This window comes from Alsobacter sp. (assembly GCF_059501845.1).
The window spans coordinates 1,158,593-1,183,900 of record NZ_JCACDK010000018.1 but is presented as its reverse complement, the minus strand read 5'-3'; the positions used below and the strand labels follow the sequence as shown (position 1 = coordinate 1,183,900).

Annotated in this window: 20 protein-coding genes; 11 read left to right on the top strand and 9 right to left on the bottom strand. The window is 69.3% G+C overall.

The genetic code is table 11. The annotated features are described in order from the left end of the window. Positions 1–15: 15 nt before the first annotated feature. From AC5JCN_RS20470 to AC5JCN_RS20455, 4 genes are all read right to left on the bottom strand, one after another. On the bottom strand, positions 16–891 hold the full coding sequence (locus AC5JCN_RS20470) for an ABC transporter permease (protein WP_495756935.1): 876 nt from the start codon (positions 889–891) through the stop codon (positions 16–18). Next, complete coding sequence (locus AC5JCN_RS20465) at positions 888–1,907, bottom strand: ABC transporter permease (RefSeq protein WP_495756934.1); 1,020 nt, start codon at positions 1,905–1,907, stop codon at positions 888–890. The genes AC5JCN_RS20470 and AC5JCN_RS20465 overlap by 4 nt, the downstream gene beginning before the upstream one ends. Before the next feature lie 12 nt (positions 1,908–1,919). After that, the gene (locus tag AC5JCN_RS20460) at positions 1,920–2,993 is read right to left on the bottom strand and encodes an ABC transporter ATP-binding protein (protein WP_495756933.1); all 1,074 of its coding nucleotides are present in this window, start codon (positions 2,991–2,993) and stop codon (positions 1,920–1,922) included. A gap of 100 nt (positions 2,994–3,093) precedes the next feature. Next, a complete protein-coding gene (locus AC5JCN_RS20455) occupies positions 3,094–4,266 on the bottom strand; it encodes a substrate-binding domain-containing protein (protein WP_495756932.1) in 1,173 nt (390 codons plus the stop codon). 182 nt (positions 4,267–4,448) lie between these two features. Between AC5JCN_RS20455 and AC5JCN_RS20450 the strand changes: the two genes are divergently transcribed. After that, positions 4,449–4,880, top strand: coding sequence for a hypothetical protein (locus AC5JCN_RS20450; protein WP_495756931.1), 432 nt, complete (start codon positions 4,449–4,451; stop codon positions 4,878–4,880). A 215-nt stretch (positions 4,881–5,095) separates the two neighbouring features. On the opposite strand, the gene AC5JCN_RS20445 is transcribed toward AC5JCN_RS20450, so the two are convergent. Then, entirely contained in the window at positions 5,096–6,265 is a 1,170-nt protein-coding gene (locus AC5JCN_RS20445) for an aminotransferase (protein ID WP_495756930.1), read from the bottom strand. Between the two features lie 100 nt (positions 6,266–6,365). Here AC5JCN_RS20445 and speB point away from each other — a divergent pair, with 100 nt between their 5' ends. After that, positions 6,366–7,409: an agmatinase gene (gene speB, locus AC5JCN_RS20440; RefSeq protein ID WP_495756929.1), complete on the top strand. Its 1,044-nt coding sequence runs from the start codon at positions 6,366–6,368 to the stop codon at positions 7,407–7,409. Between the two features lie 61 nt (positions 7,410–7,470). Continuing rightward, positions 7,471–8,580 (top strand): NADH:flavin oxidoreductase/NADH oxidase, encoded by a 1,110-nt coding sequence (locus AC5JCN_RS20435; RefSeq protein ID WP_495756928.1) that lies wholly within the window; start codon positions 7,471–7,473, stop codon positions 8,578–8,580. A 163-nt stretch (positions 8,581–8,743) separates the two neighbouring features. On the opposite strand, the gene fumC is transcribed toward AC5JCN_RS20435, so the two are convergent. After that, entirely contained in the window at positions 8,744–10,141 is a 1,398-nt protein-coding gene (gene fumC / locus AC5JCN_RS20430; protein ID WP_495756927.1) for a class II fumarate hydratase, read from the bottom strand. A gap of 192 nt (positions 10,142–10,333) precedes the next feature. Between fumC and AC5JCN_RS20425 the strand changes: the two genes are divergently transcribed. Further along, complete coding sequence (locus tag AC5JCN_RS20425; RefSeq protein ID WP_495756926.1) at positions 10,334–12,847, top strand: circularly permuted type 2 ATP-grasp protein; 2,514 nt, start codon at positions 10,334–10,336, stop codon at positions 12,845–12,847. Continuing rightward, positions 12,844–13,731 carry a transglutaminase family protein gene (locus tag AC5JCN_RS20420; protein ID WP_495756925.1) on the top strand — a complete coding sequence of 296 codons (888 nt, stop codon included), beginning with the start codon at positions 12,844–12,846 and terminating at the stop codon, positions 13,729–13,731. The genes AC5JCN_RS20425 and AC5JCN_RS20420 overlap by 4 nt, the downstream gene beginning before the upstream one ends. 135 nt (positions 13,732–13,866) lie before the next feature. Here AC5JCN_RS20420 and AC5JCN_RS20415 read toward each other — a convergent pair whose 3' ends face one another. Together AC5JCN_RS20415 and AC5JCN_RS20410 are read right to left on the bottom strand one after the other, a co-directional pair. Next, positions 13,867–15,798: a mechanosensitive ion channel family protein gene (locus AC5JCN_RS20415; protein WP_495756924.1), complete on the bottom strand. Its 1,932-nt coding sequence runs from the start codon at positions 15,796–15,798 to the stop codon at positions 13,867–13,869. Beyond that, a complete protein-coding gene (locus AC5JCN_RS20410; protein ID WP_495756923.1) occupies positions 15,795–16,922 on the bottom strand; it encodes a 2Fe-2S iron-sulfur cluster-binding protein in 1,128 nt (375 codons plus the stop codon). Before AC5JCN_RS20410 ends, AC5JCN_RS20415 begins: the two co-directional genes overlap by 4 nt. Before the next feature lie 176 nt (positions 16,923–17,098). Here AC5JCN_RS20410 and AC5JCN_RS20405 point away from each other — a divergent pair, with 176 nt between their 5' ends. From AC5JCN_RS20405 to AC5JCN_RS20390, 4 genes are all read left to right on the top strand, one after another. Continuing rightward, positions 17,099–18,136: a LacI family DNA-binding transcriptional regulator gene (locus AC5JCN_RS20405; RefSeq protein WP_495756922.1), complete on the top strand. Its 1,038-nt coding sequence runs from the start codon at positions 17,099–17,101 to the stop codon at positions 18,134–18,136. 69 nt (positions 18,137–18,205) lie between these two features. Beyond that, on the top strand, positions 18,206–19,267 hold the full coding sequence (locus AC5JCN_RS20400; RefSeq protein ID WP_495756921.1) for a sugar phosphate isomerase/epimerase family protein: 1,062 nt from the start codon (positions 18,206–18,208) through the stop codon (positions 19,265–19,267). A 75-nt stretch (positions 19,268–19,342) separates the two neighbouring features. Continuing rightward, on the top strand, positions 19,343–20,515 hold the full coding sequence (locus tag AC5JCN_RS20395) for a Gfo/Idh/MocA family protein (protein WP_495756920.1): 1,173 nt from the start codon (positions 19,343–19,345) through the stop codon (positions 20,513–20,515). 232 nt (positions 20,516–20,747) lie between these two features. Next, positions 20,748–21,587, top strand: a complete 840-nt coding sequence (locus tag AC5JCN_RS20390; RefSeq protein WP_495756919.1) for a sugar phosphate isomerase/epimerase family protein — start codon at positions 20,748–20,750, stop codon at positions 21,585–21,587. A 12-nt stretch (positions 21,588–21,599) separates the two neighbouring features. On the opposite strand, the gene AC5JCN_RS20385 is transcribed toward AC5JCN_RS20390, so the two are convergent. Then, the gene (locus tag AC5JCN_RS20385; protein WP_495756918.1) at positions 21,600–22,001 is read right to left on the bottom strand and encodes a cupin domain-containing protein; all 402 of its coding nucleotides are present in this window, start codon (positions 21,999–22,001) and stop codon (positions 21,600–21,602) included. Between the two features lie 186 nt (positions 22,002–22,187). On the opposite strand from AC5JCN_RS20385, the gene mgtA reads away from it, so the two are divergent. Further along, positions 22,188–24,734: a magnesium-translocating P-type ATPase gene (gene mgtA, locus AC5JCN_RS20380; protein WP_495756917.1), complete on the top strand. Its 2,547-nt coding sequence runs from the start codon at positions 22,188–22,190 to the stop codon at positions 24,732–24,734. An 88-nt stretch (positions 24,735–24,822) separates the two neighbouring features. Beyond that, the gene (locus AC5JCN_RS20375; RefSeq protein WP_495756916.1) at positions 24,823–25,269 is read left to right on the top strand and encodes a PAS domain-containing protein; all 447 of its coding nucleotides are present in this window, start codon (positions 24,823–24,825) and stop codon (positions 25,267–25,269) included. Positions 25,270–25,308: the final 39 nt, after the last annotated feature.

Genomic DNA, 25,308 nt, shown 5'->3' with positions numbered 1-25,308 from the left:
CCGCAGCGACGCCCGCTACGCCGGCTCTGCTGCCAGTTCGCTCTCCTCGGCCCGGGCCGCGGTGCGGCTGCGGGCCTCGTCGCGGCGGATCTCGGCGCGCTTGGCGATTTCGAAGGCGATGGCGCCGGCCACGGTGATGCCGATGATGAGCACGGCGAGCGCGCTGATCGCGGGCGTCGTGCCCTGGCGGACGCGACCGGCGAGCACGGTGGTGAGCGTCTTGTCGGCGAGGATGGCGAAGGTCGTCGTGTTGTAGTTCTCGAACGAGGACAGGAAGGCAATCACCGCGGCGGAGACGATGGCCGGCTTCATGAAGGGCAGCAGGATGTGGAAGAACACCTGCGTCTGGCTGGCCCCGAGGTCGAGCGCCGCCTCCTCCTGGCTGATGTCGTAGCGCTGCAGGCGCGACAGGAAGATGAGCATGCAATAGGCGGCGATGAAGGTGGACTGGCCAAGGGTCGACAGGAACATGCCGTTGTAGAACAGCGAGGCACCCGTCGTGTCCGTCACGTCCTTCCAGAAGATCACGGTGGAGATGCCGATGATGACGCCCGGCGTCAGCACGGGCGAGACGACGACGAGGTAGTAGAGCGACCGGGCGCGCGCATAGATCTGCGTCATCACCAGCGCGCCGGCGAAGCCGAGCGGCACGGCAAGGGCGACGACGAAGAAGCCGATGACGAGGCTGTTCCAGAGCCCCTGCATCAGGTTGCGGTCCTCGGTCAGCTTCACGAACCAGTCGAGCGTGACACCCTCGATCGGCCAGACCTGCGGATAGGTCGGCGTGTTGAACGCGGTGATGCCCATGACGAACAGCGGGCCGAACAGAAACCCGAAGAACAGGACGAAATAGAACCCCATCATCAGCCGGAAGATCGCGCGCGAGCTCATCGGGCGATCTCCGACAGGCTCACCTTGAACACCCGCATGACCAGCAGCACGAAGGCCATGCAGGTGAGCAGGAGAATGATGGCGTAGGCGGCCCCCTGCGGCCAGTTGAAGGCCTGGAAGAAGCGGTCGTAGACGATCGGCGTGAACCACAGCGTCTTCGGGCCGCCCAGCACCAGGGGCGCGGCCAGAGCGCCGGCCGACAGCATGAAAACCAGCGTGCAGCCGGACGCGATGCCGGGCTTGGCGAAGGGCATCACGACGAAGAGGTGGATGTGCCACCAAGGGGCGCCGAGGTCGCGCGCCGCCTCGATCTGATTGTGGTCCAGGCTCTCGATGGCGTTGTAGAGCGGGAACATCATGATCAGCAGGTACGCGTAGGTGAGCCCTGCATAGAGCGCGACGTCGATGCCGATGAAGTCGACCGGCTCGTGGATGATGCCCACGCCCATCAGGATGCCGTTGATGACGCCGCCTGTGCCGAACAGGATGCGGAAGGCGAAGGCGCGCAGCAGTTCGTTGACCCAGTAGGGGATCACGAGCAACAGCATCAGCTTCAGCACGACGTTGGGCTTGGCGACCTGCGCCATGTAGTAGGCGAGCGGATAGCAGATCGCGAAGTTGAGGATGGTGATGATCGTCGAGACGAAGATCGTGATCCAGAAGGCGTAGAGATGCGTCGTGTTCCAGTTCGCGGTCGACTTCGTCGATCCGAACAGGAAGTAGCGGTAGTTTTCGAGCGTGTAGACGTCCTCCGGGCCGCCGCGCTTGATCGGCGGCAGCTTTGGGTGGAACGAGTAGTCCACCATGTAGAGCTGCGGCAGGATCACCAGGGCGAAGATCCAGAAGCCGACGGCGACGATCAGGAACAGGCCGATAGGCCAGCCGTTGCGCTGGAAGAAGCCGGGCTTCTGCAGCGTCGGGTTGCGTCGGCGCTCGACGACGGACGCGATCCCGAACAGGGCCGTGACGAGGAACGGCAGGACAAAGATGATCGTCGCGGTGACGGGGTTGGTCATTGCCCCGCGCCCTCAGCCCGTCCGTGCGGGCAGGACGAGCCCGTCGCCCGCCGCGAAGCCGACGGCGAGTGCCGAGCCCGGCGGGAGTTCGCCGGCGTCGTCCCGGCGGCCGAGTGAGATGGTGACGGGGTGGCCGGCGGCCTCGAGGAAGATGTGGGTCTGGTGGCCTTCGAATGCGGTGCTGACGACCTTGCCTTGGAGCGTACCGCCCTCGCCGGGCCGCGCCACGTGGAAGGCCTCGGGCCGCACGAACAGCGTGGCGCGCGCGCCCTGCTGAAGCCCGCCCGGGTTGCGGCCGGTGAACTTGCCGAATGGCGTGTCGACGACGGCCTCCTCGCCGATGGCAGCGACGACCTGGCCGGTGAAGCCGTTGTTCTCGCCGACGAACGAAGCCACGAACGGCGTCGTCGGGTTGTCGTAGACGGTGCGGCCGTCGCCGACCTGCTCCACAATGCCCGCGTTCATCACCGCGATGCGGTCCGACATGGTCAGGGCCTCGCCCTGGTCGTGCGTGATGTAGATGAAGGTGATGCCGACGCGCTTCTGGATGGCGCGCAGCTCGGTGCGCATGTGCTGGCGCAGGCGCAGGTCGAGCGCCGAGAGCGGCTCGTCGAGCAGCAGCACCTGCGGCTCCACCGCGAGGGCGCGGGCGATGGCGACGCGCTGCTTCTGGCCGCCGGACAGCTCGCTGACGAGCTTCTCGCCCTGGTCCGGAAGCGCCACGAGGCGGAGGAGGTCGGCGACCTTGCGGGAGCGCTCCTCGCGCGGGACGCCGCGGACACGCAGCCCGTAGCCGATGTTCTCGGCCACCGTCATCAGCGGGAAGAGCGCGAGGTTCTGGAAGATGAGCGCCGTCGGGCGCTTGTTGGCGCCGATGCCGGCCATGTCCTGGCCACCGATCCTGACGGTGCCCTCGGAGGGCTGCAGGAAGCCGGAGATGGTGCGCAACAGGGTTGTCTTGCCGCAGCCGGACGGGCCGAGGATGGAGAAGAACTCGCCGCCCCTGATCTTCAGGTTGGCGTTCTTGACGGCAACGAATGACCCGAACCGGATGGTCACCCGGTCGAGTTCGACATCTGCGCTCATGTTGTGCGTCCGGCAGGCACACGGAAACGGGCCGGACAGGCCGGCCCGCCAGGAACGGAAGCAAGAGCCGCGCCGCGGGAAGGCGGCACGGCTCCCTGCTTCACGCGGCCTTGAACTTCTCCGCGTACTGCGTGCGCATCTCGGCGAACCAGGACGGCTCGACCGGGCGCCACCACATCTTGTCCAGGCTGGCGCCGGGATAGGCCGCCTTGAAGATGGTCTTGGCCTTGTCGGAAAGCAGGTTCTCGGCGCCCTTGGCGACCGGGTTGTAGCCCGATCCCTCGGCGACCTTGGCCGAGCCTTCCGGAGAGTGAAGGTACTTGAGGAAGGCGTAAGCCTGCTCGACGTTCTTGGCGCCCTTGGTCATGGACCAGCCGTCCACCCAGCCGATGGCGCCTTCCTTCGGCGCCTGGAAGCTGACGGGATTGCCGGCCTTGATCAGGCTGATCGGCGGGCCGTCCCATGTCTGGCCGATGACCACGCCGTTCGACATCAGGCCCGACTTGGTGTTGTCGGCCGAATCCCAGAACTGCTTGATCCAGGCCTTGCGTGCGATCGCCTCCTTGAGGAGCACGTCGTAGATCTTCTTGGCCGAGTCCTCGTCCTTGTAGGCGTCGAGCATGCGGTTGGAGGGCAGCTTGCCGTTGCCGTCCATCCACAGGCCGATGCCGAGCAGCAGCGAGTGCGGGCGACCCTGCACCTTGCCCTTGTACTCGTCCATCCAGAGCGAACCGAAGGAGAGTTCCTCGGGCGCGATCTTGGTCTGGTCGTTGCGCCAGGAGATCGCTTCCGTGCCCCAGCAATGCGGCACGTGGTAGAGCTTGCCGTCCCAGGTCCAGTTGGTCTTCGAGGCGCTGAGCAGCGAGGGCAGGATCGAGTCGATCGACAGCTTGCTCTCGTCGAGCGGCTGCAGGACACCGATGTCCTGGAACTGCGGGGCGCGGTCATGCGTGGGCTGGCAGAGGTCGAAACCCGTGCCGCCGGTCGCCTGGAGCTTGTTGATCTGCTCCTCGTTCTGGGAGAACGGCGTCGAGTTGACCTTGATGCCGGTCGCCTTCTCGAAGTCCGGGATGACCGGGTTCGGAAGCTCGTCGTCCCAGTTGATGATGTTCAGCTCGCCCGAGGAGGACAGCGCGTTCTGGACGATCCACGGTCCTGTGGCGGCGACGGAGCTCACCGCGGCGCCCGTCTTTAGGAAGGTGCGGCGCGAGAAGTGACGAGCGGCAAGCATCGTCTCTTCGGCCGAGGACATCGGCTTGTCATTCTTGGTCATGAACCCCTCCGGTTCGGCGCGGGCCTTGCGGTCGATTGACCGGCCTCTCTACGCCACTGTGAAAAACTAGACCGATCTGATCAGCACCTGCAATCGGCTTCGCACCTGCAAACGGCACCACTTCGTCTCCGGCCCGGTCCACCGCCTTGCGTTATTGGTCAAACGGATGGACCTTGATACCCATGCAGACGTCGCGCCACGACAGACCGACGATGGCAGGCTGGCGCCATGCAAAGGTCCTTGCTGTCGCCATGGCGACGCTGGCGCCTGCGCAGCCGTCGCGGGCGGAACAATGTCCCGCGCCGGGCTCCTATGTGGTCGACACGCCCCACCAGATCACCGGCCGTCTCGCGGGGATCAGGCTGCGCGTGCTCGACTGGAACGGCGTGCGTTGGAACCGGGAGGACTACAACGCCCGCTCGGGCACGGTGACGGTGGAGTCCAACGTCGGCGCCCTCACGGGCGTGCACAGCATGGGAGCGGACGGCCAGGGCTTCAGCGTGGTCGAGCGCGACTTCTGTCCCGGCAGCGAACTGGCGATCCGCTGCAATCTCCAGGATCCTTTCCAGCCCGAGCTGACCTGCTGGATGACGTTGAAAGCGCCGGCTTCGTAGCGCCGCCGTGCCATCCTTGCGCGCGAAGCGAAGCTGGCGCGGCCCTTTTTGCCAGTTCGCCAACGCTCCGGGTCGCTTTGTCGCTGCACTCCTCACAAAGACGCGGTTGTCGGGCTGATCCAGCTCCCGACGAAGACACTGACCCGTGGTTGCTGCCCGGCGCCTTCGACAAGCCGGCCGCGCTGGTGGCACGTGTCCACCGACCTGCCCGACAGCTAGGCCCCAAAGCCCCTGAGCCGCTCCGGAAGCTGCGCAAGCGCGTCCGACGTCGCGTTGGCGAAGGCGAAGCGCAGGTGCGTCTCCTGGCCGGGGCCGAAATAGGTGGCGGGCAGCACCACGACCCCACGCTCCTCGGCCAGGGTCCTCGCCACCTCGGGCGAGCCCATGCCCTGCAGGGGGTGGGCGACGAAGGCGAAGTAGGCGCCGACCGAATCCACCCGCCAGTCCTGGGCGCCCGCCATGGCGGCCCGGAAAGCGCGCCCGCGCGCCTCGATCTCCCGGCGGTTGCCGTCGCGCCAGCCGGCGAGCGCGCCTATCATCGGGACGAGCGCCTGCTGGCCGGGACGGCTCGGGCAGATCTGGAAGCAGTCCAGCACCTTGCCGATTTCCGACAGCGTCGCCTGCGAGGCGACGATCGCGCCCAGCCGCTGGCCGGGGATGCAGTAGGATTTCGAGAAGCTGTAGAGGCCGATCAGCACGTCCCGCCAGTCGGGATCGGAGTAGAGGTCGTGCCCGACGCCGGCTTCGGTCGGCAGGAAGTCGCGGTAGGTCTCGTCGACGACGAGGGCGATGTGCCGGCGCCGGCAGAGCTCGGCGAAGCGCGCCACGACCTCCGGCGGGTAGACTGCGCCGGTGGGGTTGTTGGGCGTGACGAGGACGATCGCCTTCACCCGGCCTTCCAGCAGCCGCTCGGCCTCGTCCGGATCCGGCACGAAGCCGTTCTCGGGGCTGCACGGAAGGGGGCGCGCCTCGACGCCCATCATCTGCAGCGTCATCTGGTGGTTGAAGTACCAGGGGCAGGGCAGCAGCACGGCATCGCCCGCCTGCAGCAGCGCCTGCATGGCGACGATGAAAGCCTGGTTGCAGCCCATGGTGATGGCGGTCTCGGCCGCGCGCACCGTGCCGCCCGACATCGCCGAGACGTGTGCGGCATAGGCTTCCCGCAGCTCTGCATCGCCCAGGATCGGGCCGTAGGACGCGTTGCCCGCCCGTCCCGCCTCCTCGGAGAGCCTGGCCAGCATGGCGGGATGCGGCGGATATCCTGGCACGGCCTGCGACAGGTCGATCATGGGACCCTGCGCCCCGGCATAGCCCGCCGCCCACGCCTTCACCTCCGGCACGGGCGGCGTGCCGGTGTCGACGAGCAACGGGTTCAAGGCGTACATGCGGGCGATCCGGGGATGGGTTGCACGAGCGAAGCCCTTCCTACAGGCTGTGACAGGACAATTCATCCTGGTTCAGGCCCGACAGCGCTGAAAGCACAACATGGACCACGACAAGCTCGAGAAATTGCGTGCCCGCTTCGCCCAGAGCGGAGGCGGCGACATCTACGATCCCCACTTCCGCAGCGTCGCCGACAGCGTGTTCAAGGGCGACCACCGGAAATGGCCCTTCGCCGATCCCGGCACCTTCGTCGGTGCGCCTTTCCGTCCGGACGCGGCGGCAGACTTCGCGGACCTGGACGTGGCGATCTTCGGCGTGCCGATGGATCTCGGCATCACCAACCGCAATGGCTGCCGCTTCGGCCCGCGCGCCGTGCGCGGGATCGAGCGCATCGGGCCTTACGAGCACGTGCTGCGGCGGGCGCCGGTCAACACGCTGCGTGTAGCCGACGTCGGCGACATCCCCATGCGCACGCGCTACGGGCTGGCCGAGTGCCACGAGGACATCGAGGCCTATGTCGCGCGCGTCGTCGCCGCGGGCGTGATCCCGCTGGCCGTCGGCGGCGACCATTCGATCACCGCGGCCATCCTGCGGGCCGTTGGTGCCAAGCACCCGGTCGGCATGGTCCACATCGACGCGCATTGCGACACGTCCGGCCCCTTCGAGGGCACCAAGTTCCATCATGGCGGCCCGTTCCGGAACGCCGTGCTGGACGGCGTGCTGAACCCCGACCGTGTCGTGCAGATCGGCATCCGCGGCGCGGCGGAATATCTCTGGGAGTTCTCCTACGAGAGCGGCATGACGGTGATCCACGCCGAGGAGGTGCAGGGCATGGGCCTGCCCGCCGTGATCGAGAAGGCGCGCCAGGTGGTGGGCGACGGTCCCGTCTACGTGTCCTTCGACATCGACTCGCTCGACCCGGCTTTTGCGCCTGGCACGGGAACACCGGAGGTGGGCGGGCTGACGACGCGCGAGGCGCTGACCATCCTGCGCGGGCTCGCGGAACTCGACATTATCGGCGGGGACGTGGTCGAGGTCGCTCCGCAGTACGATGCGACGACCAACACTGCGCACGCCGCAGCCCAGGTCCTCTTCACGATCCTGTCCCTGATCGACATCGCGCTGGAACGGCGCCGCGAAGGGTGATTGTGATCGGCGGGACGGCCGCCCTGCGCGGCCCCTCCCCGCCCTGCCGGAGCACCACCGCATGACTGCCAAGCTTTTCACGCCCTATGCCCTCGGCTCCCTCGAGGTGCCGAACCGCATCGTCGTGGCACCCATGTGCCAGTATACGGCCGATGACGGCTCGGCGACCGACTGGCACCTGCAGCACTGGATGACGCTCGCCATGTCCGGCGCCGGCCTCGTCGTGATCGAGGCGACGGCCGTCGAGCGGCACGGGCGCATCACACATGGCGACCTCGGGCTCTACAGCGACGCCAACGAGCGGGCCATGGCGCGCGCTCTCGCCGCGGCGAAGGCTGTCGCGCTGCCAGGGACGAAGTTCGGCATCCAGCTGGCCCATGCCGGCCGCAAGGCCTCGACGCAGCGCCCCTGGGAGGGTGGCCAGGCCCTCGGCCGCGACGAGGACCCGTGGCAGACGATCGCTCCGTCCGCCATCGCCTTCACCGAGGCGTGGCATACGCCGCGCGCCATGGAGGAGCACGACTTCGCCCGGGTGAAGCAGGGCTTCGTCGACGCCGCGTTGCGGGCCGCCCGCATCGGCTTCGACGCGGTCGAGCTGCACATGGCGCACGGCTACCTGATGCACGCGATTCAGTCGCCGCTCTCCAACACGCGCAGCGACCGCTATGGCCGCGACGCCGCGGGACGCATGAGCTTCCTCCTGGAGACGGCCCAGGCGGTCCGCGCGGCACTGCCCTCGCACGTGCCGCTCGGCACCCGCATCACGGGGCAGGACTGGGCCGAGGGCGGCCTCGTCATCGACGACGCGGTGCGGCTCGCCGGCGCGCTGCGCGACTGCGGCCTCGTCTCCGCCTGCGTCTCCTCGGGCGGCGTCGTGCCGTGGCAGAAGATCGAGGTGAAGCCCGGCTACCAGGTGCCCTTCGCCTCGGCCGTGAAGAAGGGCAGCGGGCTCGATACGCGCGCCGTCGGCATGATCGCCGGGCCGCACCAGGCGGAGCAGATCCTTCAGGAGGGCCACGCCGACCAGATCGCCCTCGCCCGCGCCTTCCTCGACGATCCCCGCTGGGGCTGGCACGCCGCCGACGCGCTCGGCGCCGACCTGCCCCGCCCGCCGCAATATGCGAGGTCCGCCAAGAAGCTCTGGCCCGGCGCGGAGCTGCGCGCGCACTGAGAGGCGTTGTCATTCCCGGCCGGAGCGCCGGAGGCGCGGAGGGGAAGGGAACCCAGAGGCAGCCTGCCGAGGTGGGACGCGGCCTGGATCCCCTTCCCGGCCCTGCGGGCCGCCGGGGATGACAAAAACTGGGGTCCGCCGCAGATGACAGGAAGCGGCCTCGCTACCCTTCCCCCACCATCTTCTCCGGACGGACGAGGGTGTCGAACTCCTCGCCGCTGACGAAACCCAGCTTCAGGGCCTCCTCGCGCAGGGTGGTGCCATTGGCGTGGGCGGACTTCGCCACCTTGGCAGCGTTGTCGTAGCCGATCCTGGGCGCCAGCGCCGTCACCAGCATCAGGGAGCGGCGCATCAGCTCGTCGATGCGCTGCGTGTCGGCCCTGATTCCCTCGACGCAGTGCTCGCGAAAGCTGTCGCTGGCCTCCGCCAGCAGCTCGACCGACTGCAGCACCGCGTCGGCGATGACGGGCTTGTAGACGTTCAGTTCGAAGTGGCCCTGGCTGCCTGCAGCCGTCACCGTGGTCTGGTTTCCGAAGACCCGCGTGCACACCATCGTCAGGGCCTCGGCCTGCGTCGGGTTCACCTTCCCCGGCATGATCGAGGAGCCCGGCTCGTTCTCGGGCAGGATCAGCTCGCCGAGGCCCGAGCGCGGGCCTGACGCGAGCAGCCTGATGTCGTTGGCGATCTTGAACAGCCCGGCGGCGAGCGAATCCAGGGCGCCGTGCAGGAAGACCAGCGCGTCGTGGCTCGCCAGCGCCTCGAACTTGTTCGGCGCGGTGACGAAGGGGATGCCGGTGAGCTCTGCCAGCCTTTCCGCGATGGCGTGGGCAAACCGCGGATGGGCGTTGAGCCCCGTGCCCACCGCAGTTCCTCCCTGCGCGAGCTGATGGATCTCCGGCAGGGTCGCCGCGATCCGCCGCCGCGCCGAGGCGACCTGGGCGGCGTATCCCGAGAACTCCTGGCCGAGCGTGATCGGGGTCGCGTCCTGCGTATGGGTGCGGCCGATCTTCACGATGCCCGCGAATTCGGCAGCCTTGGCGTCGAGTGCGGCATGCAGCCTGTCGAGGGCCGGCAGCAACAGGCCGGCGATCTCGCGCGCCACGGCCACGTGCATGGCGGTCGGGAACGTGTCGTTGGACGACTGGCCGCGGTTGACGTGATCGTTGGGGTGAACCGGCGACTTGCCGCCCCGTGTTCCCGCCAGCATCTCGTTGGCGCGGCCGGCGAGCACCTCGTTGGCGTTCATGTTGCTCTGCGTGCCGGATCCGGTCTGCCAGACCGAGAGCGGGAACTCGCCGTCGAGACGGCCGTCCAGCACCTCGTCGGCGGCGGCGGCGATGGCCTCGGCCAGCTTCGGATCGAGCTCGCCGAGACCGGCGTTCACCTGGGCCGCTGCCTTCTTTACGAGCACCAGCGCCGTTACCAGCGGCAGGCGCATGCGCTCCCCGCCGATGCGGAAATTGTGGCGCGAGCGCTCGGTCTGCGCGCCCCAGTAGTGTTCCGCCGGGACCTCAATCGGGCCGAAACTGTCCGTTTCCGTTCGGGTGGCATGATCGGACATCGGGTTCTCCATCCTGTGCACGGGGCGGCCCGAGGAGCGGCACGGGGTTTGCCTGCCAGTCCGGCAGGGCTACGCTCGTGCCGACAGCCGGACCGGAGTCTCCTTGCGTATCGCCGCCGCAACGCCTCGACCTTACGCCGCCCCCGGCAACAGACGGGCCACGGCAGCGTTCCCGCGCGCCGGAGGCCGCGTGTGAAGCTGCAGCTCGACACGCTACCGCCGGATGACGGGCAGGCTGCCGCGCTGCTGTCTCTCTACCATCCGCCGGCGGGCGTCCATGACGAGGTGGTCGACCGCGACGGCCGCGTCCGGCCGCATTGGCGTACCCTGCTGCAGGCGATGGGCCGGGCCGGGCAGGTCGGGCTCGCCCACGCCTTCGCCCTCGCCGACCGGCACCAGCGCGACGCCGGCGTCTATTACCGCGTCTACGATTCGGGCGACAGCCGGGAGCGGGCATGGCCGCTCAGCCACGTGCCGCTGGTGCTGCCCGAGCCGGAATGGCGGGCCATCGAGGCCGGGCTGGTGCAGCGGGCGGCGCTGATGGAAAGCCTGCTGGCCGACATCTACGGGCCGGGCGCCCTGTGCCGCGAGGGGACATTGCCGGCCGCGCTCGTCGCGGGCAGCCCGGATTTCAGCCGCCCCGCAGTCGGGCTTGCGCCGCGTGGCGGACGGCACCTTCACGTCTATGCCGCCGATCTCGGCCGAGGCCCGGACGGCCAGTGGTGCGTGCTGGGCGACCGGGCGCAGGCGCCCTCGGGCATGGGCTTCGCGCTGGAGAACCGCATCGCGCTCTCGCGCGCGCTGCCGGAGATCTACGGCCGCATGAATGTGCGCCGGCTGGCGCCTTTCTTCCAGGCGTGGCGCGACGCGCTGGCCGCGCTCAGCGGGCCGGAGGGCGGGCGGGTCGGCCTGCTGACCCCCGGGCCGCTCAACGAGACAGCCTTCGAGCACGCCTATCTTGCCCGCTACCTCGGCTTCCTGCTGGTCGAGGGCGGCGACCTCACGGTTCGCGACGGGGCGGTGCACGTGCGTACGGTGGGCGGGCTGAAGCGGATGAACGTCCTCGTCCGCCGGCTCGATTCGGAGTTCGCGGACCCGCTGGAGCTCGACCCGTCGTCGCGCCTCGGCGTCCCCGGCCTCGTACAGGCCGTGCGCCGCGGCGAGGTGACCCTCGCCAACGCGCTCGGCTCCGGCGTGCTGGAGAGCGCCGGCCTGATGGGCTTCGTTCCCGCGCTGGCCGGCCGCCTGGCGGGCGGACCGCTCGACCTCCCCACCGTCGCGACGTGGTGGTGCGGGCAGGACAAGATGCGCCGCACGGTCCTGGACAGGCTGGACGCGCTGGCGCTGCGGCCCGCCTGGTCGCGCATCGCGGATTGGCCGTGGGGGCCGGAGGCCGTCCGCCCGCGCGAACTCGACAGCGCCGACCGGGCCCGGATCGAGGCAAGGCTGATGCGCCGCGGTGGCGACCTCGTCGCGCAGGAGGAAGTGCGCCTCTCCACCATGCCGGTCTGGCGGTCGGGGCGGCTGGAACCCCGGCCCTTCACGCTACGCGTCTTCGTCGTGGCGACGCAGGAGGGCTGGGCGGTGATGCCCGGCGGCCTCTGCCGTGTCTCCGAGAACCTCGACGACCGCTCCGTCTCGATGCAGCGGGGTGGCCGCTCGGCCGATGTCTGGATTCTCGGCGAGGGCCGCGTCGACCAGACCAGCCTGCTGCCGGCCGGCGGGTCGTACACGGTCAGGCGTGCCGCCGGCGCGCTGCCGAGCAGGGCCGCGGAGAACCTGTTCTGGCTGGGCCGGCACCTCGAGCGCGCCGAGGCCGTCCTGCGGGTCATCCGGGTTCTCGCTGGCCTCGCGGTGGAGAACAGCGAGGCCGTCGGCCCGGCACGCGATGCGCTGGTGAGGCTCGCCGAACTGCTCGTCGCCTGGGGCGCCGCGCCGGCCGACCTGGCGCAGGGGCATGGCGCCGCGCTGCGCATCGCCGAGGCTGCGTGCGGTTCTTCGGAGAGCGGCGGCAATGCTTTCGCGCTGGTCACGGCCGCACGGCGCAACGCCGCGGAGCTGCGCGACCGGCTCTCGCCCGACACGGTGCGGACGCTGACCGACCTCGCGGCGGCGCTGCATCCCGGCGGCTCGCGCATGCCGGGACCGGGCTCCGTCCTGCAGCGGACGGAAGACGCTCTGCGCATCATGGCGGCCTTCTCCGGCCACGTGCAGGAGACCATGAACCGGCTGTCCGGCTGGCGCTTCCTGGAGGTGGGCCGGCGCGTGGAGCGTGGCATCACGACGGCGCGCCTGGTGCGCCGCCTCGCCGGGCCGGGAGCCTCTTCCGCCTGCCTCGAAGCTCTGCTGGAGGCCGCCGACAGCCAGGCCACCTACCGCCTGCGCTACATGTTCGGGGCGGCACAGGACCCGGTGCTCGATCTCGTCGTGCTGGACGAAGGCAACCCCCGCGCGGCCGCCTACCAGGTCGCGCGGCTTTCCGAGCACCTGCATGCGCTGTCCGTGCTGCAGCGCGAGACGGACGACCCGGCGACCGAGACCGCCGGCCTGCTCGCCGCCATGTTCGCGCAGGCCCAGCCCGGCGAGGTCGACGCGGACTTCCTGCTCTCGGCCGAGAACCGGCTGATGGACATCTCCAACCAGGTCACCTCGCGCTTCTTCACCCCGACGGCGTTCCAGCCCTCGGGCGCGGAGGAAGCGCATTGATCTACGATGTCTCGCACGTCACGCTCTACGATTATCACGGCCGCGTCGCCGCCAGCCATTGTCTGCTTCACCTCAGGCCGCGCGACACGGCCCGGCAGCGTGTGCTGTCGCACGAGATCGCGGTCGACCCCGGGCCGTGCGAGACCGAGGACTTCACCGACTTCTTCGGCAATGCGGCGCGGGCGCTGCGCATCGACCAGCCGCATGCCGTGTTCTCGGTGAAGGCTTTCAGCCGCGTCGAGGTTCTGCCCGAACGAGACCCCTCCCCTGGTCCGGCCTGGGAGGAGGCGGCGCGGTCCGCCCAGGTCTTTGATCTCACGCCAGGCGGCCCCGCTCATTTCCTGCATGCCAGCCGCCACGTGCCGCTGCTCGACGCCGCCGCAGGGGTTGCGGCGGAAAGCTTCACGCCGGGCAGGCCGGTGCGCGAGGCCGCGCTCGATCTGTCCCGCCGCATCCGCGCCGGCTTCGCCTACGAGCCCGGCACCACCGAAGTATCCACGCCGCTCGCCACCGTCATCGAGCAGCGGCGGGGCGTGTGCCAGGACTTCGCTCACGCCATGATCGCGGGCCTGCGCGGGCTTGGGATTCCCGCCGCCTATGTCAGCGGATACCTCCGCACCACGGCCCCGGCAGGAGGCAAGCGCCTCACCGGGGCCGATGCGACGCATGCCTGGGTGGCAGTATGGGCCGGACCGGAGGCCGGCTGGCTCGGCATCGACCCCACCAACGGCGTCGCCGCCGGGGTGGACCATGTCGAACTCGCCGTGGGACGCGACTATTCGGACGTGGCGCCTCTTTCCGGGGTCGTGCTCGCCAGCGCCGGGCACAGCCTGTCCGTGGCGGTCGACGTGGTGCCGCTGGAGATCGCCGCCCAGGCTGGCTGAGCCTCGGTGGTCATGGCGGCCGCGAGCCGACCAAGGCCGCATCCTTGCGAGCGGAGCGAAGTGATCCAGGCCTGTTCGCCTGATCCGGCACCTTCTGGATTGCTTTGTCGCTTCGCTCCTCGCAACGACGATCGATCAGGCCGGCTGGGCCTCCGGCAACGGGCCGCCCGCGGCGGCGGGCAGCGAGCCTTGCAGGACGATGCTGGAGCGGCTGTCGGCGAAGCTGATGCCGGCCTCCTTCAGCGCCTTCTCGATGCGCTTGTAGCACTCCGTGCGCACCTCGAACTGCTTGCCGGGCGGCGTCTGGATCTTGCACCGGAAGACCTTCACGCCGGGCTCGATGCGGTAGAGCTTCGCCTTGAGCGGCTCGACGATGAGCGATGCGAGGTGCGGGTCCTCGGTCATCTGCTGGCCGATCTTCTTGACCATCTTGCGCACGAACTCGCTCTCGACATCGACGGGAAGCGGCAGCTCGAACTTGTCGATGACCCAGTCCCGCGAATTGTTGCGCACGGCGCCGAGCACGCCGTAGGGCACGAAATGCAGCGGGCCGTTTTGGTGGCGCAGGGCCACCGTGCGCAGCGTGATGCGCTCCACCGTGCCCTTGGCCGAGGATCCGCCCTCGATGTAGTCGCCGATCCGGAACACGTCCTCGGCGAGGTAGAAGACGCCCGAGAGCACGTCGCGCACCAGTGTCTGCGCGCCGAAGCCGACCGCGATGCCGACGACGCCGGCACCCGCCAGAAGCGGCGTGATCTCGATGCCGAACACCGACAGCAGCGACAGAACGAGCAGGGTCAGCAGCACGACGCCGGTTGCCTTGCGGGCGAGCGGCAGGAGGGTCACGAGGCGCGCATTGGCGCCCATCTCGGGATCACCTCCGCCCGACGCGATGCGCTGCAGCCGGCCCGTGACCGCTCCGTCGACCGCCGCCCAAACCATGTCGGCGACGAGCACCAGCGCCACTGCCCCCAGGAGGCGCGCCACGAAGCGGCCGGCCGGGCTGTCCACCGCGGACATCTGCCAGACCGGGACGTCCCACACCCAGGCGAGCACGGCCACGCCGGCCAGCGCCACGAAGAACCGGGCGAAGCGCTGCGACAGGGCCGGCCAGACGGAGGCGGCCTCCTCCAGCGCTTCCTCCTCCGTCTCGCCCGCGCGCCGGGCGGCGGCGGCACGGTCCGTTCGCCACGCGGACCAGACTGCGGAAACGGCGGCCTGAACCAGCTTCTGAAGGACGAAGGCCGCGACGAGCACGCCGATGGTCAGCGCCCAGCGCTGCGATCCGCCGATCCAGAGCAGCACGGCGAGCCCGTAGAGGATGACCGCGAGCACCGGCTTGGGCACGGCGCGCCTGCGTCGCAGGGGTGGAGGCGCATCGGACTTCCGGGCCGGCATCGCGGCGCGGACGAAAAGGGCCCCGAAGCCGACCACCGCCGCCGCGCGGAGCACGCGCGGCAGGTGCTCGGCGGCCATGGTGTCCGCCAGCAGGCCAGGCAGCAGGAGCGCGGTGGTGAGCAGCGAGGCGACGATGGTGGCGGCCAGTACGAGGCGCCCGGCGGCCACGGTCTTGACCGGGATGATCCTGAGCCGGGGCGCCGCTGGAGCGACGAGGGCGGTAGCGGCCAGCCGCACCAGTCGGACGATGGCCACGCCCGCCGCCACGGTCACGACAACGTCCTGCACGCCGGCCGGCCAGGTGAACCCCGTCGAAAGCGCGAAGAGCACCAGCGTGGACAACAGGATGCCGAACAGGCCGATGCCGGCGCGGTGCAGCACCACCCTGTAGATGCCCAGCCGGGTCCGCGGCTCGGCTGTCTCCAGGTTGCGGGCCAGCGGCCAGGCATAGCTCCAGAACAGCCATTCGAGCCCGGCCGCCACGAGGAAAAGCACGAGCACGTAGTCGAAGGCCCGAACGCCCTCCGCCGTGAGGAGGGAGGCCGAGGCCCGGCTCCAGAGATCCGCTGCCTCGCCGGGCACCGACAGGAGCGAAGCGCCGAGCAGCGCCATCGTCTCCTGGGCCGCGCTCAAGAGATCGCGCAGTGGACCGAGGCCGGTGGTTCTCATGCCGGCTCTCCGGCCTGGATCGCAGCGGCGTGGGCCAGCCAGGGCTCGGGATCGCGTGCCGCCGATGCGTCGGCGTGGAACGGCATCAGCCGCACCACCTCGACGCCGCGGCCGAAGACGCGCGCCCGGCAGGCGAGCCGTACGGCCCCGCCTTCGTCGTGTCCGCGCAGCGTCTTGCGCTCTACGTCGTCCTCGGGCCCGATCACCTCCCTCCCCGCGGTCACACGCACCCGGCAGGTGCCGCACCGGCCGCGGCCAGAGCACACGCTGGCGTGCGGCACGTGGTTGGCGCGGCTGATCTCGAGGATGGTCAGCCCAAAGCGGCCGGTGGCGACCGTCCCGTCCTCGTAGCGGACGTTGACGGGCCTGCGCCGGCCGGCCCTGAGCCGCAGGCCGAGGGAGACGAGCGCCGCCGCGACGCAGATCCAGTAAATGCCGAGAACGACGCTTTCGATATGGCCCAGCAGCGGCGCGACGGGACCCATGCCCTGCACGGTAGCCGCGACGCTCTCGCGGAACGCCGCGTCCGCCTCGTAGCGGTCGAGCACGTCCTTCCCGGCCTCTGCAAAGCCGAGCAAGGCGAGAATCGGGATGGCGAACAGCACGGGCAGGACCAGCCCGCGCCAGCGCGGCCAGGACTCCCGCAGAGACAGCCACGAGACGAAACCGATGGCGGCGTGGATCCAGACGATCACAACCATCGCGAGCTGGCGGATGGACGCGCCGGGGAAGATCACCCAGTAGCGCGCCAGCGTGACCTCGTAGCCGCCATCGATGGACTGGTTGAGCGCCGGTGCCACGCCGACGTTCAGGGCATGCGAGATGAGCAGCGGAACCACGGCAAGCCCGAGCACCAGTTGCACCATGTCCTGCCGCCCAAGGGTCAGGCTGCGGCGCTGGGCGACGGCCAGGAGACCGAACACCGCATGGATGATGGCAGCGATGAGCAGGAGAAGGGCACCTGCCGTATTGCTCCACAGGCCGGACAGCCATGGATGGCCTGCCGCGACGTAGTGCATGCCTGCCACACCGAGCGCGATGTTGGCGAGGTGCATCGCCACGAAGAGCATCAGCACGAGGCCGCTGAAAAGCCGGGCGGACCGTGCCAGCGACGCGAATGACATTCCGTCCGCTTTCCCTCTTCACAACGGCAACGGCTGCGCCGCCGGAGCGGAGAATGCGCGGCTTCTGCGCCGAGGTCGAGGGCACCCGGCGTCACCCCACGCGACCGTGTCCGCCGTTGCGCTGCAGCAACTAATTGAGTTGCGCACCTCAGAAGCTGAGGTCAGTATCCGCCGCAATGACAATGACAAGTGAGAGGGTAACGCTCGAGGACGTGGCACGGGAGGCGGGAGTTTCGCTCGCCACCGTCGACCGTGTCGTCAATCGCCGACCCGGCGTCCGCGAGCGGACGGTGGCCCGGGTGGAGGCGGCCATCCTGAAGCTGAGCTACAGGCCCGACCCCGCCGCGGCGCGGCTGGCGCGCAACAGGACGTTCCGGTTCTGCTTTGTCCTGCCGAAGGGAAACAACACTTTCATGGGCCTGCTTTCCGAGCAGGTCCGACATACGGCGGACTGGCTGGCGGCCCAGCGGGCCTTCATCGACACGCTGCAGGTCGACGTCTTCGATCCCGGCAAGCTCGCCGCCGCGCTGGAGGCGCTTGGATCGCGCTACGACGGCGTCGCCACCGTCGCCCTCGACCATCCCCGCGTGCGGGCAGCGATAGACGACCTCGCGGGCCAGGGCGTCTGCGTCGTGACGCTGGTCTCCGACGCCCCGACCGCGCGCCGCCTGCACTATGTCGGCATCGACAACACGGCGGCGGGCCGCACCGCAGGGACGCTGATGGGCCGCTTCCTCGCCGGGCGAGAGGGCACTGTCGGCGTCGTTGCCGGCTCTCTGGGCCTGCGCGACCATGCAGAGCGGCAGTTCGGCTTCACCCAGGTGATCTCGGCGGAATACCCGAACCTCGTCGTCCTGCCGACCCAGGAGGGCCGCGACGACAGCGAGCAGACGCGCATCATCACAGATCGCCTGCTGGCCGAGCATCCGGATCTCGTCGGTCTCTATTCGCTCGGTGCCGGCAATCGTGGCATCGCCGCGGGGCTGGAGGCCGCCGGGCGGGCGCAGCAGGTCGTCTACATCGCCCACGAGCTGACGCCGCACACGCGCCGGTTTCTCGTGCGCGGCATCATGGACGCGGCGATCTGCCAGGATCCCGGTCACGAGGCCCGCTCGGCCGCCCGTGTGCTTCTGGCGCACTGCTCTGGGGAGCCGATGGTGCCCGACCAGGAGCGCATTCGCATCGACATCTTCATCCGGGACAACATGCCCTGAACCCCGGCTCATGGCCGCCCGGAGAGGCGGTGAGGGCAGGCAAGAACGGACACCAAGGAGGAAACAGAGGTGGCAAGCAACGTCAAAGGACCGGCGATCTTCCTCGCGCAGTTCGCGGGCGACACGAAGCCGTTCAACTCGTGGGACTCGATCTGCCAATGGGCCGCCGGGCTCGGCTACAAGGGCGTTCAGATCCCGTCCTGGGACGGGCGGCTGTTCGACCTCGCCAAGGCGGCGGAATCGAAGACCTACGCCGACGAGATCAAGGGCACGGCCGCCAAGCACGGCATCGAGATCACCGAGCTCTCGACCCATCTGCAGGGCCAGCTCGTCGCCGTACACCCGGCGTTCGACGAGGCCTTCGACAATTTCGCCCCGCCGCAGGTGCACGGCAAGCCGCGCGATCGGCAGAAATGGGCGGTCGAGCAGGTCATGCACGCGGCCAAGGCCTCAGCGAACCTGGGCCTCAAGGCGCACGTCACCTTCCCCGGCGCGCTCGCCTGGCCGTTCCTCTACCCCTGGCCGGCCCGCCCGGCGGGCATGATCGACACCGCCTTCGAGGAGCTGGCCCGGCGCTGGCGCCCGATCCTGAACGCCTTCGACGAGGTGGGCGTCGACGTCTGCTACGAGATCCATCCGGGCGAGGACGTCTTCGACGGCATCACCTTCGAGATGTTCCTGGCCAAGCTGAAGAACCATCCGCGCTGCTGCATCAACTACGATCCGTCGCACTTCCTGCTGCAGCAGCTCGACTATCTCGACTTCATCGACATCTACAAGGAGCGGATCAAGGCCTTCCACGTGAAGGACGCCGAGTTCAACCCGACCGGCAGACAGGGCGTCTATTCCGGCTTCCAGCCCTGGGTGAACCGGGCCGGCCGTTTCCGGTCGCTGGGCGACGGGCAGGTCGATTTCGGCGCGATCTTCTCGAAGATGGCGGCGAACGGCTACGATTCCTGGGCCGTGCTGGAATGGGAATGCTGCCTGAAGGACAGCGAGGTCGGCGCGCGCGAAGGTGCGGAGTTCATCGCCGCCCACATCATCCAGACCACGGAGAAGTCCTTCGACGACTTCACGGCGCGGGAGATCGACAAGAAGCAGGTCCGCCGCATGCTCGGGCTGCGCGGGTAGACTGAGGCAAAGAGCGCGCGCCGCCGGCCGGGCAGCGTCCCGGCCGGCACGACGCACCGCGAGGAGGAGACGGACATGGCCATCGAGGGACGGGACGACGGCGCCGGGAGCAGGCGCATCCGGCTCGGCATGGTGGGCGGTGGCGAGGGCGCCTTCATCGGCGCGGTGCACCGCATCGCCGCGCGGCTGGACGATCACTACACGCTGCTGGCGGGGGCGCTGTCCTCCACGCCGGAAAAGTCGATGCGCTCGGGCGCGGCGCTCGGGCTGGACCCGAAGCGCACCTACGGCACCTTCCAGGAGATGGCGTCGCGCGAGCGCCGCCTGAAGGACGGCATCGAGGCGGTGGCGATCGTCACGCCCAACCACATGCACGCGCCGGCGGCGGCGGCCTTCCTCAAGGCCGGCATCCACGTCATCTGCGACAAGCCGCTGACGACCACGCTGAAGGAGGCGCGGAAGCTCGCCGAACTCGCCAACAAGTCCGGCCTCGTCTTCGCCGTCACGCACAACTACACGGGCTACCCGCTGGTGCGGCAGGCGCGCGAGATGGTGCGCTCGGGCGAGTTGGGCGAGATCCGCGTCGTACAGGTGGAGTACCCGCAGGACTGGTTGACGGAGCCGCTTGAGAACACGGGCCAGAAGCAGGCGGAGTGGCGGACGGACCCGGCCCGTTCGGGCGCGGGTGGCTGCATCGGCGACATCGGCACGCATGCCTACAACCTCGCCGACTTCGTCACGGGGCTGGACCTGGCCGAGGTGCTGGCCGACCTCACCACCTTCGTGAAAGGGCGCAAGCTCGACGACAACACGCAGGTCCTCCTGCGCTACGGCAACGGAGCGCGCGGCGCGTTGTGGGCGAGCCAGGTGGCGCCGGGCAACGAGAACGGGCTGCAGCTGCGGGTCTACGGCACCAAGGGCGGAATTTCCTGGCGACAGGACAACCCGAACTACCTCTACTGGACGCCGTTCGGGAAGCCGACGCAGATCATCGGGCGCGGGGGAGCCGGAACGACCGGCGACGCCAACCGGGTCACCCGCGTGCCGCCCGGGCATCCCGAGGGCTATCTGGAAGGCTTCGCCACCATCTACTCGGAGGCTGCGCAGGCCATCCGCGCCGCCCGCAACGGTGGCAAGCCGGACAAGGCTGTCACGTTCCCGACTGTCGAGGACGGAGTGAAGGGCCTCGCCTTCATCGAGGCGGCCGTGAAGTCGTCCGCCAAGGGCGGCGTCTGGACGAAGTTGTGAGGAGATCGGGCAGCAGTCTCACGGACCGGCAAAGGCCGTCCTTGCGAGCGCAGCGAAGCAATCCAGTCCTGTTCGCCTTCCCCGGCACCATTCTGGATTGCTTCGTCGCTACGCTCCTCGCAAAGACGGTACAGCAAGCTTGAATTGATCCAGAGGCCGGCGGACCAATTCCGCCTGCCCACCATCATGGGCGCGACAGACGCCCGCCAGGGGAAACTCCAGGGAGGCAAGGATGAAGATCGGCTTCGACATGCTGTTGTGGACGTCGCACGTCCTGCCCAGCCACCGTCCGCAGTTCGAGGCGCTGAAGGCGGCCGGCTATGACGGCATCGAGATCCCCATGTTCGAGGGCGATCCCGACCATTACGCGCAGATCGGCAGGATCCTCGACGAGCTGGAGCTGCCACGCACCGCCATCACGGTTGTCGGGAGCCCGGATGCCAACCCGATCGGCGAGGGCACGCAGGACGAGGCCGTGAAGTACCTCACCTGGGCCATCGAGTGCGCCCAGGCGCTGGGTGCCGACACCCTCGCCGGGCCGCTGCACTCGACCCTGGGCCAGTTCAGCGGCGAGCCGCGCACGCAGGATGAGTGGAAGCGGGGCATCGAGACGCACCGCAGGGTGGGTGACATCGCCGAGAAGCACGGCGTGACGCTGGCGCTGGAGGCCCTGAACCGCTTCGAGTGCTACTTCCTCAACACGATGGAGGACCTCGCCGCCTATTGCGACGCGGTGAACCATCCGCGCATCCGGGCCATGTACGACACGTTCCACGCCAATATCGAGGAAAAGGACCCGAAGGGCGCGGCCCGCGGGGCCATGCGCCACATCGTCCACGTCCACATCTCCGAGAACGACCGCGGCACGCCAGGGCGGGGTCATATCGACATGAAGGGCGAGATCCAGAGCCTCAAAGCCGCGGGCTACGACGGCTGGCTCACCATCGAGGCCTTCGGCCGTGCCCTGCCGGCACTTGCCGCCGCCACGCGTGTCTGGCGCGACTTCTTTCCCGCGCCGGAGCAGGTCTACCTCGAGGGAATCCAGACGATCCGCAACGGCTGGAACGGGTGAGACGCGGGGCGCTCAGCCCCGCATGCCCTTCCACGGCTCCTGGTCGGCCACCTCGACGCTGACATAACCCTGGTCCCCCACACAGGGGCCCAGGATCGCCAGGATGTGCGCCTCGCCGTCACCGGCATTGTAGGAGGCGTGCACGACGCCAGCCGGAATGAAGGCGGAATCGCCCGCTCCCAGGAGCTTCTTGTCCCGGTCCACCCACTGCTCCACCCGACCGGAGACGACGAAGATCACCTCCTCCTGCTCGGGATGGTGATGGAAGGCGTGGCCCTTGCCGGGCGCCAGCGTGACGTCGATGACCGTGAGGTTCGAGGCACCCGTGTTCGGCGGGTTGGACAGCCAGCCGAGGCGGCCCCATTCCAGCAGCTGCGGGGGCGTCTCGCTGGCCAGCACGAACTTGCCCGGCATTCCGTATCCTCCTGTGCATCGGCCTTTCGAGGCCGTTGGAGGAAGACTAGCACGCGCCTGGCCGCCGTCACCTGCCGGGCTGCCCCGCGAAAGGCTCCCTCGCCCGCCGATCCGCGTTGGCATAACCTGGGCTATTCCCCTGGTATCGCCGCGGCACGGGCCGGCCGGCGCCGGGAGAGAACGCGCATGGTCCAGGGTGGCTCCGACGTGTTCTGGTCTGCCGCGCCCGAAGAGGCACTGGCAGGCCAGCGAACCTCGCCGGCCGGGTTGGCCGGGACCGAGGCGGCGGCAAGGCTGGAGCAGTTCGGCGCCAATGTCGCCGTGGAGGCGCCCCGCCGGCGGATCCTCGCCAGGATCGGGCGCCGGCTGGTCGAGCCGCTGGTGGCCATCCTGATCGTCGCCGCGCTCGTCTCCGGAGCCACGGGAGACTGGGCGAGCTTCGTCGTCATTCTCGCGATCCTTGCCGTTTCGATTGCGCTGGACGTGACGCAGGAGCACCGGGCGGAGGCCGCGGCGGAGGCGCTGAAACGCTCCGTCGCGGTGCGCGCCCGCGTGCTGCGCGACGGAGCCGCGTGCGACCTCCCGGTCGAGGACCTGGTCCCGGGCGACATCGTGCTGTTGCGTGCGGGCGACCTCGTGCCCGCCGACGGCGTCGTGCTGGCGAGCCGGGACGCTCACGCCAACGAGGCGCTGCTGACCGGCGAGCCCTTCCCCGTCGAGAAGCGGCCGGGCCCCTGCCTGTCGGAGGCTCCGGCTGAAGCTTTCGCGGCCCTTTTCGGCGGGACGGCGCTGGTCAGCGGCGAGGCGACGATGCTCGTGGTGGCAACGGGTTCGCGCACCCGCTTCGGAGGCATCGCCGCGGCCCTGCGCTCGGACGAGCCGCCCACCGCGTTCGAGCGCGGGCTGCACGCGCTGGGGCTTCTCATCCTGCGCATGACGGCATTTCTCGTGCTCTTCGTGCTGCTTGCCAACCTGGCGCTGCACCGGCCGGTCATCGAATCCTTCCTGTTCGCAGTGGCGCTGGCGGTGGGGCTCACCCCCGAGCTGCTGCCGATGATCATGACCGTGACGTTGTCGCGCGGCGCGGTACGGATGGCGGCGCGCAAGGTCGTGGTGAAGCGCCTCGCTGCCATCCACGACCTAGGGGCCATGGACGTGCTGTGCACGGACAAGACGGGCACGCTGACCGAGGCGCGCATCGCGCTCGCCGGCCACCCCGGCCCGGACGGTGTCGACTCGCCGCGCGTGCTGGAACTGGCGGCCGTCAACAGCCGCTTCGAGAGCGGGGTGAGGAGCGCGCTCGACGACGCCATTCTCGGGGCTCCGGATGGGCCGGACATGTCCGGCTGGAGCCGGGTTGCCGACGTGCCTTTCGACTTCGAGCGCCGGCGCGTGTCGGTGCTGGCAGAAGAGGCGGGTCGGCGGCTGCTCGTCGTCAAGGGTGCGCCGGAGGAGGTTCTCACGCGCTGCACCCGGGTGGAAACCCGCGATGGGACCCGCCCGCTCGATGCTGTCGCGCGGGCATCGGCCGAGGCGCTGCTGCGGGAAAAATCCGCCCAGGGACTGCGCTGCCTTGCCGTCGCCTGCAAGCCGATGCCCGCTGACCGCGCTGTGCCGCTGGTGCAGGACGAGGACGATCTGGTCTTCGTCGGACTGTGCGTCTTCCTCGATCCGCCGAAGGCTTCCGCCGCCCCGGCGATCGCGCGGCTGGAGAGGGCCGGGGTGCGTATCAAGATCGTCTCGGGAGACGCGGCACCCGTTCTGGAGCATATCGTCGAGACACTGAGCCTGCCTGCGCGCGGCATGTTGACGGGATCCGAAATCTCCGCGCTCGGGGACACCGCGCTCGCGGCCCGGGTCGAGAGCGTCGACCTGTTCGCCCGCGTCTCGCCGGACCAGAAGACGCGCATCGTCCGTGCCCTCCAGTCGCGGGGCCACACCGTCGGGTTTATCGGCGACGGCATCAACGACGCCCCCGCCATCAAGGCCGCGGACGCGGGCGTGTCCGTCAACGATGCCTCCGACGTGGCCCGGGCCGCCGCTGACCTGATACTGCTGGAGCAGGATCTCGGCGTCGTCGCCGACGGGGTGATGGAAGGGCGGCGGACCTACGCCAACATCATGAAATACGTGCGGATGGGCACGTCCTCCAATTTCGGTAACATGTTGTCGATGGCGTTCGCGTCGCTTTTTCTGCCATTCCTGCCGCTGACGCCCGTGCAGGTGCTGTTCAACAACCTGCTCTACGACATTGGCGAGATCGGCATACCGTTCGACGACGTCGACGAGACCGAGACGAAAAGCCCTCACTCCTGGGACATGCGCGAGGTTCTCCGGTTCTCCCTGGTCATGGGTCCGCTGTCGTCGTTGTTCGACATTGCCACTTTCGCGTTGCTGCTCCTCGTGTTCCTACTGCCCGAGGCCCCGTTCCGCACCGCGTGGTTCGTGGAGTCGATGGCCACGCAGGTGCTCGTCGTTTTCCTGATCAGGACGGTTCGCCCCGCCTGGCTGAGCCGGCCGAACCGTATCCTCGTCGCAAGTTCGCTCTTCGCGCTCACGGTTGCGCTGGCCGCGGCCCTCGGGCCTCTTGCAGGGGCGCTCGGCTTCGGGAGGCTCTCCTGGCCGGCGCTCGCCGCGATGGCTGTGCTGGTGGCCGCGTATCTCGGAGCCGCGGAGGTGCTGAAACACTTCGCGATGCCTCGGCCGCACCCGGCACGCGAGCGTCAGCGATGAGATGCATCAATGACGGCTGCTGGATGTGCGGCTAGCATTTCGAGGTGAGGTTCGCCGCCCCCCTCGTGCCGGACCCGGGGACGACGCCATGACCCACGATGCCACGACAGACGACGCCGCCTACGCCGTTCCGCCCTCGCTCGATGGCAGCCTCGCCACTGTGCTCGACGTGTGGGTGCGCTGCCGCAGGGGCGAAACCCAGTTGCCCTTCGCCGACGATCTGGATCCCGCGGCCTGGCCGGATGGCTCCGCCGTGGCACTGGTGGGCGTCTTCCACAATCCCTTGCGGCTGCGGCTCGACAGGGCGGGCACCCAGTGGACCCGCCGCTTCGGCCGCGACGTCCATGGCCATTTCCTGGACGAGTTCGCCGGCCGCGATCCCTTCGACGGGCTGGAGGAGCAATGCGGTGCCGCGATCCGCTCCCGTGGTCCGGCCCATGCCCAGCCGTCCGGGTCCAGGCCGGCCCGGCTTGCCCTGCCCTACTGGGGCGACGGCCGCGTCAGCACGCTCGTGGTCGTGCTCGCGTCCGGTTGAGGGCGGACATGCTGCGGGAAAGTCGCGGCGGGAACGCCG